The following is a 16,498-nucleotide window of genomic DNA, read 5'->3' as shown; positions in this document are numbered from 1 at the left end:
CCTGCCAGTCGTCTGTTACGTAGCGATTGTGGCTAGACGCCGCGAAACTCTTCTTCGGTAATGACGCGGTAGGCGTGTTCGGCGGCCAGGTATTCCAGCAGCACGACACGGTCGCCACGCTTGAAACCCAGCGCCTCATCGGCGCGTACGCGCAGAATCAGCCCGGCGCCGCCGTCCTCCAGAACCGCCTCGCCATGGCGGGCAGTGACACGGCCGCTGCGCACCACCGCCACTTGCCCCAGCACCGACTTGCTGCTGATCGCCTCGACCTTGTGAAACAGCGGCCGTAGTGGCCGGCAGATCGCCGCGCACAGCGGCGCCGCCACGACGAAGGCGCCGGCGATGACCACCAGCCCCAATGGGTAGCGCAGAATGCCCAGCGGCAGATGACGCAACAGCCACAGCTCGATGAAATAGCAGATGAACCAGCCGAAGAAGAACAGCAGCGTCAGCACCAGGGTCACCGGCACGCCGTCGAGCTTGAGTTTGTAGAGCAGGCCGGCAAGGCCTTCGGTCTGGCCGCCTTCCATGACCGAATCGGCTTCGACGTCGAGCAGGTCGACTTCGAGCAGGCCGGCGGCGACGACGAGCCAATAGATGACCGCCACGCACAGCAGGAAGCTGTAGATGGCGGTGGGGAATGACAGCGCTGTCTGCAGGAAGAGTTCCATTTTTTCCTTTCCCTGGGGTAGGGAAACGGGGCGCGAACGCCCCGCATCGTTCAAGCCTTGGACTTGTCCTTCAGGCGCGCCAGCACGCTGTCGGCGCTGGCGTTGTCGGCCTTGATGCCGGCGGCACGCAGCTTGGCTTCCAGCGAATCGTCCGGCGCGCTGGTGGCTGCCAGCTCGGCCGAGGCCTCCATCTTCGCCGCGCGCTCGGCCTGCTTCTGCTTGATGCGTTCGAGCGACTCGACCGCCGTCTGCAGCTTGGCCTGCGAACCGCCGTAGCGCTGGGCCACGGCCATCTGCGCCTTCTGCACGCTCTCGGTGGCCTTGACCGTATCCACCTGCTGCTTGAGGCGCTTGATATTGCCCTCGGCCTGGGTCACGGCCTTGCGCAGTTGCGCCACGCTGGCAGCGAACCCTTCGGCCTGCTCGCGCTCGCTGGCCTGTTCGATCTCCAGGTTGGCGATCTTTTCGGCCACTTCCTTGGCCAGGGTCTCGTTGCCCGCTTCCAGCGCCTTGAGCGCGTACTGCTCATACTCGGCAATGCTGGCCGCGCTCTTGCTCACCTTGTCGCTGGCCAGCTTGTGCTTGGCCATAATCTCGGCCAGCGCTTCCTTGGATTTGCGCAACTCGACATCGGCGTCGCGGATTTCCTGATCGAGGATGCGCAGCGCCTGGCTGTCGACCACCGCTTCGCCCATTTCATTGGCACCGCCACGCAGCGCCGTCAGCAGTTTGCTCCAGACATTCATCGTCCTATCTCCTCTCAGGCGCCGGTCTTGAGGAAGCCTTCATAGGCTTCGGTGGCCTTGATCACGTTGTCCGCCAGCAGCTCGATCTCGAACACCACGTCGGACAGGCTCGAGTAGGAACTCAGCGCACCGAACATGGTGTAGCAGTCGCGCCCGTCGACCATCTTCTCCAGGCCGATGGACGACAGCGGGAACAGCTTGTGGGTACGCAGCACTTCTTCGTTGAAGGCGGCGGCATCACGTACGTCGCTGGCCGGCCAGAGCAGTGCCTCGACGATGATCTGCTCGCCGTACACGGCGATGAACAGCGGCAGGTCGCCGTATTCGCGCATGGTGATGTGCAGGCTGGCGTCGGCGCCCTGAATCAGCTCGATGCCGGCCTGGCCGCTTTGGAACAGTTCCGTTGCCGCCAGGGCTTCGTGCAGCGCCTGGGCGGTCCAAACTTGAGGCATGTTCATACCCTCCTCATTCTCCATCGAAGCCAGCAGTGACTGTGGCTGGCGCAGTTTGCGCTCGAACGCTACCAGCAGCGGCGCATGCTCGGGCAAGATCCAGACTTCCTTCTTCACCAAGCCCTGCTCGCGCAGGCGCTGACGATAAAGACGCTGGTAATGGGCTGATGATTTGCTATCCATGAGACGCAGCCTAGCCCCTTACATGTAAACCGTAAAGCAATTACATGTAATAAATGTGATGCCGTTCGTCAGATCGACGCGCGCAGATCATCCTCGGTACGAATGCCGAAGAACGGAAAGATAAATGGGAGAGAAGAGAAGGTAGGCACCAGGCTCATCCATGATTCGGGCAAAACGCTTCCATTCGCGAGGTGTCGAATTAAACCGCAGACGCTTCCGTTGCGCACGGAGAAAAGCGCGAACCGGGTCGCAGTTGCGACCCTGAACCCGTCAACCCGAGAGACAGGCAGCGCCATGAACGAACTTCCACCCGCGGTACGCCAGCTCGTGCATGCCGGCCAACGCCAGGCCGCCATCGACCTGCTGAGTGAGTACCTGGCAAACGACCAGCAAGAGGCCGAACGCCGTATCGATCAATACCTGGAGAACGATCCGCCGGTGCACCTTCGTGGCGCTGGCGTGGTCCGCGCCAGCCGCCTCAACGCGCTGATCTGGGTGACGCTGATCATCCTGATGGCGCTCGCCGGCCTGATCTTCGCTCTGTAAACAAAACCGGCGCCACGAGGCGCCGGCTTTATCGAAGCGACAGCCTCAGAGCGGTTTGCCGCGATTGCCGTGAGCGGCAACGAACTGCTGCACGGTCTTCAGGTCATTGGCCAGCACCGTGCAACGCTCTTCACGCTGGAACAGGTCGGTCAGATGCGCCGGCAACGCCGGAACCGCATCGATACCCGCCTTCTCCACGGCCTCGGGAAACTTGACCGGGTGCGCCGTACCCAGCACCACCATTGGCGTGGCCAGACTGCGGCGACACTCACGCGCGGCGCGCACACCGATAGCGGTGTGCGGGTCGAGCAGCTCGCCGCACTCCTTGTACACCTCGGTGATGGTCTCGCAGGTCTGCTCGTCGTTTACCGCCAGCGAATCGAACAGCTTGCGCGCATCGGTCCAGCGATCTTCCTCGACGCTGAAACCGCCGCCCTGCTTGAAGCTATCCATCAGGCTGGCGATGGCAGCGCCGTTGCGGCCGTGCAGATCGAACAGCAGGCGCTCGAAGTTGGACGAAACCATGATATCCATCGACGGCGACAGGGTCGGGTGCAGGGTTTCCTTGACGTACTGATTGCCGCTCATGAAGCGGTGCAGGATGTCGTTGCGGTTGGTGGCGACGATCAGCTGGCTGACCGGCAGGCCCATGTTGCGCGCCAGGTAGCCGGCGAAGATGTCGCCGAAGTTGCCGGTCGGCACCGAGAAAGCTACCGAGCGCGCCGGCCCGCCGAGCTGCAGCGCGGCGTGGAAGTAGTAGACGATCTGGGCCATGATCCGCGCCCAGTTGATCGAGTTGACCGCCACCAGACGGGTGCCCTTGAGGAAGCCCTGATCGGCGAAGCTGGCCTTGACCATCTCCTGGCAGTCGTCGAAGTTGCCTTCGATGGCGATGTTGTGGATGTTCTCACCAAGAATGGTGGTCATCTGCCGGCGCTGCACTTCGGACACACGGTTGTGCGGGTGCATGATGAAGATGTCGACGTTGTCGCAGGCCTTGCAACCCTCGATGGCCGCCGAGCCGGTATCACCGGAGGTGGCACCCATGATCACCACGCGCTCGCCGCGCTTGGCCAGCACATGGTCGAGCAGGCGCCCGAGCAGTTGCAGGGCGAAGTCCTTGAACGCCAGGGTCGGGCCGTGGAACAGCTCCAGTACCCACTCGTTGCCATTAAGCTGGCGCAGCGGCGCGACCGCGTTGTGCTCGAACACGCCGTAGGTTTCTTCGAGGATCTTCTTGAAATCGGCATCGGCGATGGAGCCGGCGACGAACGGGCGCATCACCCGGAAGGCCAGCTCGTGATAGGGCAACCCGGCCCAGGAAGCGATTTCCTCGACGGTGAAGCGCGGCAGATTCTCCGGCACGTAGAGGCCACCATCACTGGCCAGGCCAGCCAGCAGCACATCTTCGAAATTCAGGGCCGGCGCCTGGCCGCGGGTACTGATATAGCGCATGGGATAAACCTTCGTTCGACTGCACCCGCAGACCTGCGCCTGCGGGTGGACACGGGATTAATTGAGCTGTTCGACGCGCAGACGCATGACCGGCGAGGTCACGCCATCCAGCGCTTCCATGGCGGAGATGGCCTCGATGATACGCGCCTCGACCACGCGATGGGTCACGAGGATCATCGGCACCAGGCCGTCCTGCTCCTCGGCTTCCTTCTGCATGATCGACTCGATGTTGATGCCGCGCTCGGAAAGGATGCTCGCGACCTGCGCCAGCACGCCGGGATGATCCTTGGCCTGGATGCGCAGGTAGTAAGCGCTCTCGCACGCTTCGATGGGCAGGATCGGGTGATCGGACAGCGAGTCCGGCTGGAAGGCCAGGTGCGGCACGCGATTGGTCGGGTCGGTGGTCAGCGCACGCACCACGTCCACCAGGTCGGCCACCACCGCAGATGCGGTCGGCTCCATGCCGGCACCGGCACCGTAATACAGCGTGCTGCCAACCGCATCGCCATTGACCATTACCGCGTTCATCACGCCGTTGACGTTGGCGATCAGACGGTCCGCCGGAATCAGCGTCGGGTGCACGCGCAGCTCGATGCCGGCGTCGGTACGACGCGCGACACCCAGGTGCTTGATGCGATAGCCCAGCGCCTCGGCGTAGTTCACGTCAGCCGTGGTCAGCTTGGTGATGCCCTCGGTGTAGGCCTTGTCGAACTGCAACGGAATGCCGAAGGCGATGGAGGCCAGGATGGTCAGCTTGTGCGCGGCATCGATACCTTCGACGTCGAAGGTAGGATCGGCTTCGGCATAACCCAGCGCCTGCGCTTCCTTGAGCACGTCTTCGAAGGCACGGCCCTTCTCGCGCATTTCGGTGAGAATGAAGTTGCCGGTACCGTTGATGATGCCGGCCAACCAGTTGATGCGGTTGGCCGACAGGCCTTCACGGATCGCCTTGATCACCGGGATACCACCGGCCACGGCGGCCTCGAAGGCGACGATGACGCCCTTCTCACGCGCCTTGGCGAAGATCTCGTTACCGTGCACGGCGATCAGCGCCTTGTTGGCGGTAACCACGTGCTTGCCATTGTCGATGGCCTTGAGCACCAGCTCCTTGGCCAGGGTGTAACCGCCGATCAGCTCGATGACGATGTCGATCTCGGGGTTGTTGACCAGCTCGAACACATCGCTAGTCATGGCAATGCCGGTGGTGTCGTACTGCGGCTTGGGCGAGCGAATGGCGATCTGGGCAATCTCGATGCCGCGACCGGCGCGCCGAGTAATCTCCTCGGCATTGCGCTTGAGTACATTCAAAGTACCGCCACCGACGGTGCCCAACCCACAGATGCCCACTTTGACCGGCTTCACACTCAATTCCCCATCAGCACTGCACGAAACGGCCGGAGCATGCCCCGGCCGCAGATAAAGAGCCGCACCTTACGAAGCGGCTGTTTGTTAGTCAATCCACGACTCAGTCGTTCGATTCCAAAGCGATTCTGGCTAGCTGCGGTGCCGGCTGATAGCCCGGAATCATCTTGCCGTTGGCCAGGACGATGGCTGGGGTGCCGTTGACCCCGATCATCTGACCCAACTGATACTGCTTGGCCACCGGGTTGTCGCAGGTCGCATCGGCTACACCCTTGCGAGTCTTGGCGCGATTCATCGCGTCCTGCTGGTCCTTGGCGCACCAGACGCTGACCAGCTCCTTGGCCGCCGGGCTGTTCAGCCCCTGCCGCGGGAAGGCAACATAACGCACTTCGACGCCCAGGCGGTTGAGTTCAGGCACTTCGCTGTGCAGCTTCTGACAATAGCCGCAGTCGGTATCGGTGAAGACCGTGATATGGGTCTTCGGCGCCTTGGGCGCGAACACCACCATTTCCTTGGCTGGAATGGCGTTGATCTGCTTGGCCACGGCGCGGCTTTCTTCGATTTCGGTCAGGTTGACGGCCTTGCCGTCCTTGACCTGGAACAGATAGCCCTGCAGCAGGAACTGCCCGTCGGCGCTGGTATAGAGCTGGCGACCACCTTCCAGTTGCACCTGATAAATGCCGGTCATCGGACTCTCGGCAATGGCCTCGATCGGCAGGCTGGCGTCGAGCGACTTCAGTGACTGACGAATGACCTGATCGGGGTCGGCAGCCAGCGTGACGCTACTGCCCAGCATGAGCGCCAGAGCAATGGAAATACGGGTCAGGGACATGAACACTCCTGTCGAACGACGGACCGGTGAAAATCGCTACAGCCTACCACAGATGGCGCGCCAGACAGCCGATCAGGTAGCAGACGACGCATAAGCCTCGCCAGCACCAACGGCCACACCCACAACCGGGACGCGGCCTTCCAAGCCTTATTCCAATAACCTTAAGGCATATAGCAAAAAGATCCGTATATTTATCTTGCGAACTAATGTTTTGCACACTACAGTTCGCCCTATGGAAACGGTTAGCGCGCAAGACATTAGCGAACCACTCCATCACCACATTACCTAAAAGGATCACCGCCATGACTATCGAAAACGTTCTCTACCGTGCAACCGCTGAAGCCTTTGGTGGCCGTGAAGGCCGCGCCGTCTCCTCCGACGGCATCCTCGACATCGCCCTGACCACCCCGAAAGAACTCGGTGGCGCCGGCGGTAACGGCACCAACCCGGAACAACTGTTCGCCGCCGGTTACTCCGCCTGCTTTCTCGGCGCCCTGAAATTCGTCGCCGCCCGCGACAAGCTGAGCATCCCGGCTGACACCTTCATCGAAGGCACCGTCGGCATCGGCGCCATCCCCACCGGCTTCGGCATCGAAGTGGAACTGCGCATCAGCCTGCCCGGCCTGGAGCGCGACGCCGCGCAAACCCTGGTGGATCGCGCGCACATCGTCTGCCCGTACTCCAACGCCACCCGCGGCAACATCGACGTCACTTTGACCATCGTCTGACAGATAGCAGTCAGCGCTCGCGGCCATAGCCCGAGCGCGGCTCAAGAGGAGAATCACCATGAAAACCCGCACCCTGTTCGCCAACGCTCTGACCGCCATCGCTCTCAGCGCGTCGCTCACCACCCTCGCCCACAGCGCCGAGGCCACGCCCTACCACTACGGCCAGAACCTGGATATCGCCAAGGTGATTTCCATCGACGTGCCCAATAGCGCCCAGTGCGAAGTGGTCACGGCGCAGATGACCTACCGCAACAGTACGGGTGAGGTGGAAACCCTCAGCTACGAGCAGCTTTCCAGCGCCTGCACACTGCAGAGCTGATCGCCCCGAGCCGCTCGCCAAGCGCAGCGAAACCCCGCCACCGGCAACGGTGACGGGGTTTCGTTTATGGCCAGTCAGCCACGCGGGTGGTGTTGCGCATGCAGCTCCTGCAGGCGGGCACGCGCGATATGCGTGTAGATCTGCGTAGTGGACAGGTCGCTGTGACCCAGCAGCATCTGCACCACGCGCAGGTCGGCGCCGTGATTGAGCAGATGCGTGGCGAAGGCATGACGCAAGGTATGCGGCGACAGCGCCTTGCTGATACCGGCGACCTGCGCCTGGTGCTTGATGCGATGCCAGAAGGTCTGCCGGGTCATCTGCTCGCCACGCAGACTGGGGAACAGCACATCACTGGGCTTGCCGCCGAGCAACAGCGGGCGCGCCTCGCGCATGTAACGCTCGATCCAGGCGATGGCCTCCTCGCCCAGCGGCACCAGACGCTCCTTGCTGCCCTTGCCGAACACCCGCAACACGCCCTGGCGCAGATTGACCTGCTCCAGCGTCAGGCTCACCAGCTCGCTGACGCGCAAGCCGCAGGCATACAGAACTTCGAGCATGGCGCGATCACGCAGGCCAATGGGGTCATCCAGATCCGGCGCCTGCAGCAGCGCCTCGACATCCGCTTCGGACAACGACTTGGGCAAAGGGCGACCGATCTGCGGCAGCTCGACCTGCAAGGTTGGGTCTTCACTGATCAGCGTTTCACGCAGCAGGAAACGGTAGAAACCGCGCACCCCGGAGAGAAAGCGCGCCGTGGAGCGCGCCTGATAGCCCTGCTCGAGACGCCAGGCCAGGTGATCGAGAATGGCATCGCGACCAATGTGCTGCAGCGCCAGGCCGCGCGCATCGAGCCAGGCATTGAAGTGTTCCAGATCGCTGCGGTAGGCAGCCTGAGTGTGGGCCGAGAGCCCCTTTTCCAGCCACAGCGCCTCAAGGAAGCGCTCGATTAGAGGGTGAGTCAGCGCAGGCATCGAGTGACCTTCAATTACAGGGCAGGCAAGTGTTCCACAGCCTGCACCCGACGCACCAGCAGACCAGCCTGACAATCAGGCAGGCAGCTGACTAGCTAACGAAGCCTGGCAAGACCGGCACGGGCTTTTGCTGCTCATCGACAGCGACGAAACTGAAGCTACCGCTGATCGCCCGCTCACGTCCTTCCTGATACAGCCCCTCGACGAATACCTCGACCTCCACCTTGAGGCTGGTATTGCCGACCTTGATCACCCGCCCGATCAGCTCGACGATCGAGCCGGCCGGTATCGCATGCTTGAAGTCGATCCGATCGCTGGACACCGTCACCAGCGGCAGGCGACAGAAGCGCGTGGCGGCGATGAACGACACTTCGTCCATCCAGGCCAGCGCGGTGCCGCCGAACAGGGTGTTGTGGTGATTGGTAGTCGGCGGAAACACCGCCTTGGTCACGCGGGTTTCCGATAGCGCGATGCGCCGCTGGATTTCTTGCTCTCTTGGAGTCATGCCACTACTACTCATGATTACTGGACGCCAGAAACGAAAAAAGCAGCCCGTAGGCTGCTTTTCCAGAGAAGCGTCCGAACTTAGGACAGCTTTTCCTTGATGCGCGCGGCTTTGCCGGACAGGTCGCGCAGGTAGTACAGCTTGGCTTTGCGTACGTCACCGCGACGCTTGACGCTCAGGCTGTCGACCAGCGGCGAGTAGGTCTGGAAGGTACGCTCGACGCCAACACCGCTGGAGATCTTGCGCACGGTGAAAGCGCTGTTCAGACCGCGGTTACGCTTGGCGATCACGACGCCTTCGAAAGCCTGCAGACGCTGACGGTCGCCTTCCTTCACTTTCACTTGCACGACAACGGTGTCGCCCGGTGCGAAAGTCGGGATTTCTTTGTTCATCTGCTCGGCTTCGAGCATCTGGATAATCTTGTTGGTCATGCTTCGCTCCTAAGACAAGCCTCCCGGCCTGCCATCGATACGTTAACTATCGTCCCGCTGGCGGATGTATTCCTCCAGCAGCTTCTTCTCTTCTCCAGAAAGCGAGCGGCTATCCAGAAGATCAGCGCGGCGTTCCCAGGTCCGACCAAGGGACTGCTGCAAACGCCAGCGCCGGATGTGTTCGTGGTTGCCACTAAGCAACACTTCGGGAACACGTTTATCCGCATACACCTCCGGGCGGGTGTAGTGCGGGCAGTCGAGCAGGCCATCCGTAAAGGAGTCCTCCTCGGCCGAATCGGCATGACCCAATGCACCAGGCAAAAGGCGCGTCACCGCATCGATCAGCACCATGGCCGGCAGCTCACCGCCGGACAGGACGTAGTCGCCAATCGACCATTCCTCATCGACATGCGTCTCGATGAAACGCTCGTCGATGCCTTCATAACGACCGGCGATCAGGATCAATGCATCCTCCTGCGCCAGCTCGCGGACCGCAGCCTGATTCAGACTACGCCCCTGCGGCGACAGGTAGATCACCTTCGCCGTCTCCCCCGCGGCCTGCCTGGCATTAGCCAAAGCGTCCTCGAGAGGCTTGATCTTCATCACCATCCCCGGACCACCGCCGAAGGGGCGGTCATCCACCGTATGGTGGCGATCCGTCGTGTAGTCCCGCGGGTTCCAGCAGTTGAGCTTGAGCAGCTCCTGCCTGACCGCACGACTGGTGATGCCGTACTCGCCGATGGCGGCGAACATTTCCGGGAACAGGGTGATAACTTCTACGCGCATGAGCCTTAGAAATCCGCATCCCAGTCGACCCGCATCTCGCCAGCGGCCAGATCGATCGAAAGCACGCACTGGTCCGTGTAGGGCAGCAGACGCTCGCGATCATCCAGGCTGCCTGCGCAAGCCTTGACCACCATCACATCGTTGGCACCGGTCTCGAACAGATGGTCGACCATGCCGAGCAACTGCCCCGCCTGATCGATGACCTTCAAGCCCTGCAACTGGTACCAGTAGAACTCGCCATCATCAAGGTCCGGCAGCTCGCTACGCGGCACGCAGATCTCGAAACCGGCGTAGGTACGCGCAATTTCGCGATCATCCAGACCCTTCAACTTGGCTACCAGCACCTTGCCTTGCAGGCGGCCGCTGGCCAATTCCACTTTCTTTACCTCACCGTCACGCTTGAGCGTCCAGTGGCGGTAATCGAGCACGTTATCGATGGGATCGGTAAAGGAGTACACCTTCACTTCACCCTTGACGCCGTGCACCGAAACAATCTTGCCGAGAACGATCAGATCCTCGGCGACGGCCGGCGTCGTACTCATAGAAGATGCTTAGGCAGCAGCCTTGGCAGCTTCCTTGAGCAGCTGAGCAACGCGCTCAGACGGCTGTGCACCCTGGCTCAGCCAGTAGGTAGCGCGCTCTTGGTTTACGGACAGCTTGACTTCAGCACCCGAGGCGATCGGATTGAAGAAACCGATACGCTCTACGAAGCGACCGTCGCGCGCATTGCGGCTGTTGGTCACGGTCAGGTGGTAGAAGGGGCGCTTTTTGGAGCCGCCGCGAGCGAGACGAATAGTTACCATGAGAACATCGTTCCTGTAGTCGGTGCTAACTTGAGGCACACATCAAAAATGGGCCTAGGCCCGAAAGGCCGCATATTCTATGAGCAAAAGCGGTAGGCTTCAAGCCACAAGCTACAAGTAAAAGCAGTTTTTCAGACTGCAGCTCTTTCTTGCGGCTTGAAGCTCGTGGCTTGTGGCTGCTTTCCTAGAATTTCGGCATTCCGCCGCCACCGGGAAGCATGCCGCCCATACCGCGCATCATCTTGGCCATGCCGCCCTTGGCGGTGAATTTCTTCATCATCTTCTGCATCTGCTTGTGCTGTTTGATCAGCCGGCCGATGTCCTGCACCTGAGTACCGGAGCCCAGGGCGATGCGGCGCTTGCGCGAGCCGCTGATGATGTCCGGGTCGCGGCGCTCGGCGGGCGTCATCGAGTTGATGATCGCCTCCATCTGCTTGAACTGCTTCTCGGCCGCGCCTTGGGCACTGCCCATCTGCGACAGGTTGACGCCACCGATGGACGGCAGTTTGTCCATCAGGCCGCCAAGGCCACCCATGTTCTTCATCTGTTGCAGCTGGTCGCGGAAGTCTTCGAGGTCGAAGCCCTTGCCCTTCTTCAGCTTCTTGGTGAGTTTCTCGGCCTTCTCGCGATCGAGGGTCTGTTCGGCCTGTTCGATCAGGCTGAGCACGTCGCCCATGCCAAGGATGCGCGAGGCGATACGATCCGGGTGGAACGGCTCGAGCGCGTCGCTCTTCTCGCCCATACCGATGAACTTGATCGGCTTGCCGGTGATGTGGCGCACCGACAGCGCGGCACCGCCGCGAGCATCACCGTCGACCTTGGTCAGCACCACACCGGTCAGCGGCAGCGCATCGCTGAACGCCTTGGCCGTGTTGGCGGCGTCCTGACCAGTCATGGCATCGACCACGAACAGAGTTTCGACCGGCTTGACGGCGGCGTGCAGCGCCTGGATCTCGGCCATCATCTCGGCGTCCACGGCCAGACGGCCGGCCGTATCGAGAATGACCACGTCGATGAACTTCAGCTTGGCTTCGCGGATCGCCGCATTGGCGATGTCCACCGGCTTCTGACTGGCATCGGAGGGGAAGAAGGTGACGCCGAGGTCGCCCGCCAGCGTTTCCAGCTGCTTGATCGCCGCCGGGCGGTAGACGTCGGCGGACACCAGCAGCACCGACTTCTTCTTGCGTTCCTTGAGGAACTTGGCCAGCTTGCCGGCGGTGGTGGTCTTGCCCGCGCCCTGCAGGCCGGCCATCAGCACCACGGCAGGCGGCGCGGCGTTGAGCGCCAGGTCCTCGTTGGCCGCGCCCATGAGTTCTTCCAGCTCGGCGCGGACGATCTTCACGAATGCCTGACCCGGAGTCAGGCTCTTGGACACCTCGGTGCCGACGGCACGCTCCTTGACCTTGCCGACGAAGTCCTTGACCACCGGCAGGGCCACGTCGGCCTCGAGCAGGGCCATGCGCACTTCGCGCAGCGTATCCTTGATGTTGTCTTCGGTCAGCTTGGCCTTGCCCGTGACGTTACGCAGCGTCTGGGACAGGCGATCGGTAAGATTTTCGAACATGCGCGTTCCTTTGATAGGTGCGACCCGGCGCGCCGGGTGTACGACAGGCGGCGGATTATAGCGGAGTCGCCGAGCCGCCGACACCGCCGGCAGTCTTTCGTGTCGACGCCCTTCTGTGCCACACTCAGCGCCTTTCGGGCTCGCCTTACACGGATTTATGCACCCTCTGTTGCCCAGCCTCGCCGCCGCCCTCCTTTATGCCGGCGCCGCTGCTTACCAAGGTCTGCGCCTGACGCAGCGCAGCATTCCCGACAAACGCCTGCTGGCGTCGCTTGGTGTGCTCGCCTTGTGCCTGCATGTCGTCAGCCTGTTTTTCCAGCTGTACGACGTACACGGCCTCAACCTGGACTTCTTCAATGCAGCCAGCCTGATCGCCTGCGCGGTCATCGGCCTGATTCTTCTGGCCTGCGTGCGCATACCGGTGGAAAACCTGCTGCTGTTGCTGTTCCCGCTCGGCACGCTGACCGTGCTGGCCGCCGAGTTCATGCCCAGCGGCACGATCAACCCGATCGACGAGCATCCCGGCATCCTCGCCCATATCCTGCTGTCGGTGCTGGCCTACGGCATGCTCACCATCGCCGTGTTCCAGTCGGTGCTGTTGCTGCTGCAGGACTATCAGCTCAAGCACAAGCATCCATCCGGGCTGATCCGCAACTTCCCCCCGCTGCAGACCATGGAAAGCCTGCTGTTCGGCTTCCTCTTCGCTGGCTGGGTGCTGCTGTCGCTGTCGCTGCTGTCCGGCGCGCTGTACATCGATGATCTGTTCGCCCAGCACCTGGTGCACAAAACCATCCTGTCCTGTTTCGCCTGGGTGGTGTTCGCAGTGCTGCTGTGGGGTCGCCACCAGCTCGGCTGGCGCGGTCACAAGGCCATTCGCTGGACCCTCGCCGGGTTCTGCCTGCTGATGCTGGCCTATTTCGGCAGCAAGCTGGTGCGCGAATTCATCCTGCACATCTGAGGCAGACGTCGTGAACGACCTTCATTCGACCTACCTGCTCGGCCTGCTGATTTTTCTGATTCTCTGCTCGGCGTTCTTCTCCAGCTCCGAGACCGGCATGCTCAGCCTCAACCGCTATCGGCTCAAGCATCTGGCCAAGGAAGGACACAGCGGCGCCAAACGCGTCACCCGCCTGCTCGACCGCCCGGACCGCCTGCTCGGCACCATCCTGGTCGGCAACAACGTGGTCAACATTCTCGCCGCCTCCATCGCCACTGTGCTGGCGGTCGATATGTGGGGCGAAGCCGGCATCGCCATCGCCACCGCCGGCCTGACCATCGTCGTACTGATTTTCGGCGAGATCACGCCCAAGACCCTGGCTGCACTGCGCCCGGAACTGGTCGCCTTCCCCGCCAGCCGCGTGCTGAGCCTGCTGCAACGCGTGCTCTACCCGGTGGTATGGCTGACCGGTGTCATCAGCAACGGCCTGCTGCGCCTGGTCGGCGTCGATCCGGCGCAGCGCGCCAGTGACAGCCTGTCCACCGAGGAGCTGCGCAGCGTGGTGCGCGAATCCGGCTCGGAGCTGCCGAAGAACCGCCAGGACATGCTGCTGGGCATTCTCGATCTGGAACGGGTCACGGTCGATGACATCATGATTCCGCGCAACGAAGTGGCCGGCATCGATCTCGACGACGACCTGGAGGTCATCGTCGGCCAGCTGCGCAGCACGCCGCACACGCGCCTGCCGGTGTTCCGCGGCGACATCAACCAGATCGAGGGCGTGGTACACATGCGCCAGATCGCCCGCCTGCTGACCCATAACCAGTTGACCAAGGACGCGCTGCTAGCGGCCTGCAACGAACCCTATTTCATCCCGGAAAATACGCCGCTGGCGACCCAGCTGATCAACTTCCAGAAGCAGAAGCGGCGCATCGGCATCGTCGTCGACGAATACGGCGACGTGATCGGTATCGTCACCCTGGAAGACATCCTCGAAGAGATCGTCGGCGACTTCAGCAATCAGGACAGCCTGCGCAGCCCCGACATCCACCCGCAGGAAGACGGCACGCTGGTCATCGATGGTGCTGCCTACATTCGCGAAGTGAACAAGACCCTCGGCTGGCACCTGCCCAGCGATGGGCCCAAGACCCTCAACGGCCTGATCACCGAGGCGCTGGAAACCATCCCCGATAGCAGCGTCTGCCTGAAGATCGGCCCCTATCGCCTGGAGATCCTCCAGGCCGCGGAAAACCGGGTGAAGAGCGTGCGCGTGTGGCAGGTGAAGAAGATCAAACCGGACGCTGCAGAAACGGAGTGAGGCGTTCGGCAAGTCCCGCCGCCCACTGCCGGTAGCCCAGCGCCGACGGGTGATAGCCATCCTCGGCCAGATAGTGGGCCTCGAACGGTAGCTCCAGCGCGCAATGCATCGCCCCGAGGCGTTGCGCGAGATTCTGCAATTCACCATCGAGCAAACGCGCGCGCCAACCCATCAATTGCCGCAGCAACCAGGGCAAGGCGCTGAAATGCTGTAACGGCGGCACCGCGCTGAACGCCACGAGACAACCCCGAGCTGCCAGCGCATCGGCCATCGCCGTAAGCGCCTGCAGCCAGCGCCTGCTCGCAGTCAGGCCCGTGGTGTCATTGACGCCGAATACCAGCAGCGCCAGATCGGCAGGTTCCGCCAGCCCCAGCGGCAGCAGACGCTCATGTGCCTGAGCTACGGTGATGCCGTTCTCGCCACAGGCGCGCCAGCGCACCGGTCGGCCCAGACGTTCGGCCAGGGTAGCGGCCAGGCAACTCGCCAGAGACTGATCGAAACGGGTGACGCCGACGCCGGCCACGGTCGACTCACCGATCAGCAGCAGGCGAAACGGCTCACCCGGCAAATGTGCCGCAGCGATGCCGCTCGGTTCGCCCTGCGCAACCGGCAGGCGCAACGCCGTACGCCGGGTGTGCAGGGCCAGGGGCAGCGCTAATGGCAGCAGCGGCAAGGTCGCCAGCCACCACAGCGCGTGCCGGCTCACAGCTGCACGCGAACCGCTTGCGCGCTGCGCAGCGCCTTGGCGCGAGCCGTTTCGATGGAGGCGTCACGCGCCAGCGCCACGCCCATGCGCCGCTGGCCTTTGACTTCCGGCTTGCCGAACAGACGCAGCGCCGTATCTTCCTCGCTCAGCGCGGCGCCGAGGTTGGCGAAGCTGGCCTGCTGCGAATCGCCCTCCACCAGAATCACCGCCGACGCCGACGGCCCCATCTGGCGGATCACTGGGATCGGCAGGCCGAGAATGGCGCGCGCATGCAAGGCGAATTCGGAAAGCTCCTGGGAAATCAACGTCACCAGACCGGTGTCATGCGGGCGCGGCGAGACCTCGCTGAACCACACCTGATCGCCCTTGACGAACAGTTCGACACCGAACAGACCCCGCCCGCCCAGCGCCTCGGTCACGGCCAGGGCGACTCGCTCGGACTCGGCCAGGGCCTTGGCGCTCATCGGCTGCGGCTGCCAGGACTCCTGATAATCGCCGTTCTCCTGGCGGTGGCCGATCGGCGCGCAGAAGCTGGTGCCAGCGGCGTGGCGCACGGTGAGCAGGGTGATTTCGTAATCGAAGTCGATAAAGCCCTCGACGATCACTCGGCCCTTGCCGGCACGACCACCTTCCTGGGCGTAATCCCAGGCACGCTGCAGGTCGGCGTCGCTCTTGAGCACGCTCTGGCCCTTGCCGGAAGAACTCATGATCGGCTTGACCACGCAGGGGTAGCCGACAGAATTCACCGCCGCGGCGTAATCTTCGAAGGTGTCGGAGAAATGATATGGCGAGGTCGGCAGCCCCAATTCTTCGGCCGCCAGGCGACGAATGCCCTCGCGGTTCATTGTCAGTTGCGCGGCGCGCGCGGTCGGCACCACGTTGAAACCTTCGGCCTCCAGCTCGACCAGCGTGCCAGTGGCGATGGCCTCGATCTCCGGGACGATGTAGTGCGGCTGCTCCTTCTCGATCACCGCGCGCAGGGCCGCGCCGTCGAGCATGTCGATCACGTGACTGCGATGCGCCACCTGCATGGCCGGTGCATTGGCATAGCGATCCACGCCGATGACTTCGCAGCCCAGGCGCTGCAACTCGATCACCACTTCCTTGCCGAGCTCGCCGCAGCCACACAGCAGTACGCGGGTCGCGGAGGGCGACAGAGGGGTTCCAATACGGGGCATGAGGT

At 62.6% G+C, this 16,498-nt stretch carries 20 protein-coding genes; 5 read left to right on the top strand and 15 right to left on the bottom strand.

Annotated features, from left to right (window positions below; all coding sequences use genetic code 11):
• Positions 1–32 precede the first annotated feature (32 nt).
• From B3P22_RS16105 to B3P22_RS16095, 3 genes are read right to left on the bottom strand one after another with little or no spacing between them, the layout of a single operon-like run.
• Positions 33–671, bottom strand: a complete 639-nt coding sequence (locus tag B3P22_RS16105; RefSeq protein WP_296271674.1) for an OB-fold-containig protein — start codon at positions 669–671, stop codon at positions 33–35.
• 50 nt (positions 672–721) lie between these two features.
• The gene (locus B3P22_RS16100) at positions 722–1,417 is read right to left on the bottom strand and encodes a PspA/IM30 family protein (RefSeq protein ID WP_296271673.1); all 696 of its coding nucleotides are present in this window, start codon (positions 1,415–1,417) and stop codon (positions 722–724) included.
• Between the two features lie 14 nt (positions 1,418–1,431).
• A complete protein-coding gene (locus B3P22_RS16095) occupies positions 1,432–2,052 on the bottom strand; it encodes a YjfI family protein (protein WP_296271672.1) in 621 nt (206 codons plus the stop codon).
• A 294-nt stretch (positions 2,053–2,346) separates the two neighbouring features.
• Here B3P22_RS16095 and B3P22_RS16090 point away from each other — a divergent pair, with 294 nt between their 5' ends.
• Positions 2,347–2,598: a hypothetical protein gene (locus tag B3P22_RS16090; RefSeq protein ID WP_197856301.1), complete on the top strand. Its 252-nt coding sequence runs from the start codon at positions 2,347–2,349 to the stop codon at positions 2,596–2,598.
• Positions 2,599–2,643: 45 nt separating this feature from the next.
• Here B3P22_RS16090 and thrC read toward each other — a convergent pair whose 3' ends face one another.
• From thrC to B3P22_RS16075, 3 genes are all read right to left on the bottom strand, one after another.
• On the bottom strand, positions 2,644–4,053 hold the full coding sequence (gene thrC / locus B3P22_RS16085; protein WP_296271671.1) for a threonine synthase: 1,410 nt from the start codon (positions 4,051–4,053) through the stop codon (positions 2,644–2,646).
• A 57-nt stretch (positions 4,054–4,110) separates the two neighbouring features.
• Positions 4,111–5,415 carry a homoserine dehydrogenase gene (locus B3P22_RS16080; protein ID WP_296271670.1) on the bottom strand — a complete coding sequence of 435 codons (1,305 nt, stop codon included), beginning with the start codon at positions 5,413–5,415 and terminating at the stop codon, positions 4,111–4,113.
• 103 nt (positions 5,416–5,518) lie between these two features.
• Positions 5,519–6,247, bottom strand: coding sequence for a thioredoxin fold domain-containing protein (locus B3P22_RS16075; protein ID WP_197856304.1), 729 nt, complete (start codon positions 6,245–6,247; stop codon positions 5,519–5,521).
• 302 nt (positions 6,248–6,549) lie between these two features.
• Here B3P22_RS16075 and B3P22_RS16070 point away from each other — a divergent pair, with 302 nt between their 5' ends.
• Both B3P22_RS16070 and B3P22_RS16065 read left to right on the top strand, forming a co-directional pair.
• Positions 6,550–6,975: an organic hydroperoxide resistance protein gene (locus tag B3P22_RS16070; protein WP_090336184.1), complete on the top strand. Its 426-nt coding sequence runs from the start codon at positions 6,550–6,552 to the stop codon at positions 6,973–6,975.
• A gap of 58 nt (positions 6,976–7,033) precedes the next feature.
• The gene (locus B3P22_RS16065; RefSeq protein WP_090336182.1) at positions 7,034–7,294 is read left to right on the top strand and encodes a DUF2790 domain-containing protein; all 261 of its coding nucleotides are present in this window, start codon (positions 7,034–7,036) and stop codon (positions 7,292–7,294) included.
• A gap of 74 nt (positions 7,295–7,368) precedes the next feature.
• Here B3P22_RS16065 and xerD read toward each other — a convergent pair whose 3' ends face one another.
• The 7 genes from xerD to ffh all read right to left on the bottom strand — a co-directional run bounded on the left by xerD (position 7,369) and on the right by ffh (position 12,354).
• Positions 7,369–8,265, bottom strand: coding sequence for a site-specific tyrosine recombinase XerD (xerD, locus tag B3P22_RS16060; RefSeq protein WP_090336180.1), 897 nt, complete (start codon positions 8,263–8,265; stop codon positions 7,369–7,371).
• Between the two features lie 91 nt (positions 8,266–8,356).
• Positions 8,357–8,770, bottom strand: coding sequence for an acyl-CoA thioesterase (locus B3P22_RS16055; RefSeq protein WP_090336178.1), 414 nt, complete (start codon positions 8,768–8,770; stop codon positions 8,357–8,359).
• A gap of 80 nt (positions 8,771–8,850) precedes the next feature.
• The gene (gene rplS / locus B3P22_RS16050) at positions 8,851–9,201 is read right to left on the bottom strand and encodes a 50S ribosomal protein L19 (RefSeq protein ID WP_003246155.1); all 351 of its coding nucleotides are present in this window, start codon (positions 9,199–9,201) and stop codon (positions 8,851–8,853) included.
• A gap of 42 nt (positions 9,202–9,243) precedes the next feature.
• On the bottom strand, positions 9,244–9,987 hold the full coding sequence (trmD, locus tag B3P22_RS16045) for a tRNA (guanosine(37)-N1)-methyltransferase TrmD (RefSeq protein WP_090336177.1): 744 nt from the start codon (positions 9,985–9,987) through the stop codon (positions 9,244–9,246).
• Between the two features lie 5 nt (positions 9,988–9,992).
• Complete coding sequence (gene rimM, locus B3P22_RS16040) at positions 9,993–10,529, bottom strand: ribosome maturation factor RimM (protein ID WP_090336176.1); 537 nt, start codon at positions 10,527–10,529, stop codon at positions 9,993–9,995.
• 9 nt (positions 10,530–10,538) lie between these two features.
• Positions 10,539–10,790, bottom strand: a complete 252-nt coding sequence (gene rpsP, locus B3P22_RS16035) for a 30S ribosomal protein S16 (protein WP_009403592.1) — start codon at positions 10,788–10,790, stop codon at positions 10,539–10,541.
• Between the two features lie 184 nt (positions 10,791–10,974).
• On the bottom strand, positions 10,975–12,354 hold the full coding sequence (gene ffh / locus B3P22_RS16030; RefSeq protein ID WP_197858513.1) for a signal recognition particle protein: 1,380 nt from the start codon (positions 12,352–12,354) through the stop codon (positions 10,975–10,977).
• Between the two features lie 157 nt (positions 12,355–12,511).
• Between ffh and B3P22_RS16025 the strand changes: the two genes are divergently transcribed.
• Positions 12,512–13,312, top strand: coding sequence for a cytochrome C assembly family protein (locus B3P22_RS16025; protein WP_197858512.1), 801 nt, complete (start codon positions 12,512–12,514; stop codon positions 13,310–13,312).
• 10 nt (positions 13,313–13,322) lie between these two features.
• Entirely contained in the window at positions 13,323–14,609 is a 1,287-nt protein-coding gene (locus B3P22_RS16020) for an HlyC/CorC family transporter (RefSeq protein ID WP_296271669.1), read from the top strand.
• On the opposite strand, the gene B3P22_RS16015 is transcribed toward B3P22_RS16020, so the two are convergent.
• Complete coding sequence (locus B3P22_RS16015; protein ID WP_296271668.1) at positions 14,581–15,315, bottom strand: SGNH/GDSL hydrolase family protein; 735 nt, start codon at positions 15,313–15,315, stop codon at positions 14,581–14,583. The two genes, B3P22_RS16020 and B3P22_RS16015, sit on opposite strands and share 29 nt — an antisense overlap.
• The gene (purT, locus tag B3P22_RS16010) at positions 15,312–16,493 is read right to left on the bottom strand and encodes a formate-dependent phosphoribosylglycinamide formyltransferase (protein WP_296271667.1); all 1,182 of its coding nucleotides are present in this window, start codon (positions 16,491–16,493) and stop codon (positions 15,312–15,314) included. The genes B3P22_RS16015 and purT overlap by 4 nt, the downstream gene beginning before the upstream one ends.
• Between the last annotated feature and the right edge of the window lie 5 nt (positions 16,494–16,498).

Source organism: Pseudomonas sp. UBA6323, from assembly GCF_002439135.1.
Lineage (GTDB): Bacteria > Pseudomonadota > Gammaproteobacteria > Pseudomonadales > Pseudomonadaceae > Aquipseudomonas.
Note: the sequence above shows the minus strand (reverse complement) of the source record. Positions and strands in the feature narration are given on the sequence as shown.

Bases quoted from the DNA above. Each gene is read 5' to 3' on its own strand.
- rimM (WP_090336176.1), bottom strand. From the start codon at position 10,529: ATGAGTACGACGCCGGCCGTCGCCGAGGATCTGATCGTTCTCGGCAAG.
- B3P22_RS16070 (WP_090336184.1), top strand. From the start codon at position 6,550: ATGACTATCGAAAACGTTCTCTACCGTGCAACCGCTGAAGCCTTTGGT.
- rplS (WP_003246155.1), bottom strand. From the start codon at position 9,201: ATGACCAACAAGATTATCCAGATGCTCGAAGCCGAGCAGATGAACAAA.
- trmD (WP_090336177.1), bottom strand. From the start codon at position 9,987: ATGCGCGTAGAAGTTATCACCCTGTTCCCGGAAATGTTCGCCGCCATC.
- B3P22_RS16095 (WP_296271672.1), bottom strand. From the start codon at position 2,052: ATGGATAGCAAATCATCAGCCCATTACCAGCGTCTTTATCGTCAGCGC.
- thrC (WP_296271671.1), bottom strand. From the start codon at position 4,053: ATGCGCTATATCAGTACCCGCGGCCAGGCGCCGGCCCTGAATTTCGAA.
- ffh (WP_197858513.1), bottom strand. From the start codon at position 12,354: ATGTTCGAAAATCTTACCGATCGCCTGTCCCAGACGCTGCGTAACGTC.
- xerD (WP_090336180.1), bottom strand. From the start codon at position 8,265: ATGCCTGCGCTGACTCACCCTCTAATCGAGCGCTTCCTTGAGGCGCTG.
- B3P22_RS16065 (WP_090336182.1), top strand. From the start codon at position 7,034: ATGAAAACCCGCACCCTGTTCGCCAACGCTCTGACCGCCATCGCTCTC.
- B3P22_RS16105 (WP_296271674.1), bottom strand. From the start codon at position 671: ATGGAACTCTTCCTGCAGACAGCGCTGTCATTCCCCACCGCCATCTAC.
- B3P22_RS16075 (WP_197856304.1), bottom strand. From the start codon at position 6,247: ATGTCCCTGACCCGTATTTCCATTGCTCTGGCGCTCATGCTGGGCAGT.
- rpsP (WP_009403592.1), bottom strand. From the start codon at position 10,790: ATGGTAACTATTCGTCTCGCTCGCGGCGGCTCCAAAAAGCGCCCCTTC.
- B3P22_RS16100 (WP_296271673.1), bottom strand. From the start codon at position 1,417: ATGAATGTCTGGAGCAAACTGCTGACGGCGCTGCGTGGCGGTGCCAAT.
- B3P22_RS16090 (WP_197856301.1), top strand. From the start codon at position 2,347: ATGAACGAACTTCCACCCGCGGTACGCCAGCTCGTGCATGCCGGCCAA.
- B3P22_RS16025 (WP_197858512.1), top strand. From the start codon at position 12,512: ATGCACCCTCTGTTGCCCAGCCTCGCCGCCGCCCTCCTTTATGCCGGC.
- B3P22_RS16055 (WP_090336178.1), bottom strand. From the start codon at position 8,770: ATGACTCCAAGAGAGCAAGAAATCCAGCGGCGCATCGCGCTATCGGAA.
- purT (WP_296271667.1), bottom strand. From the start codon at position 16,493: ATGCCCCGTATTGGAACCCCTCTGTCGCCCTCCGCGACCCGCGTACTG.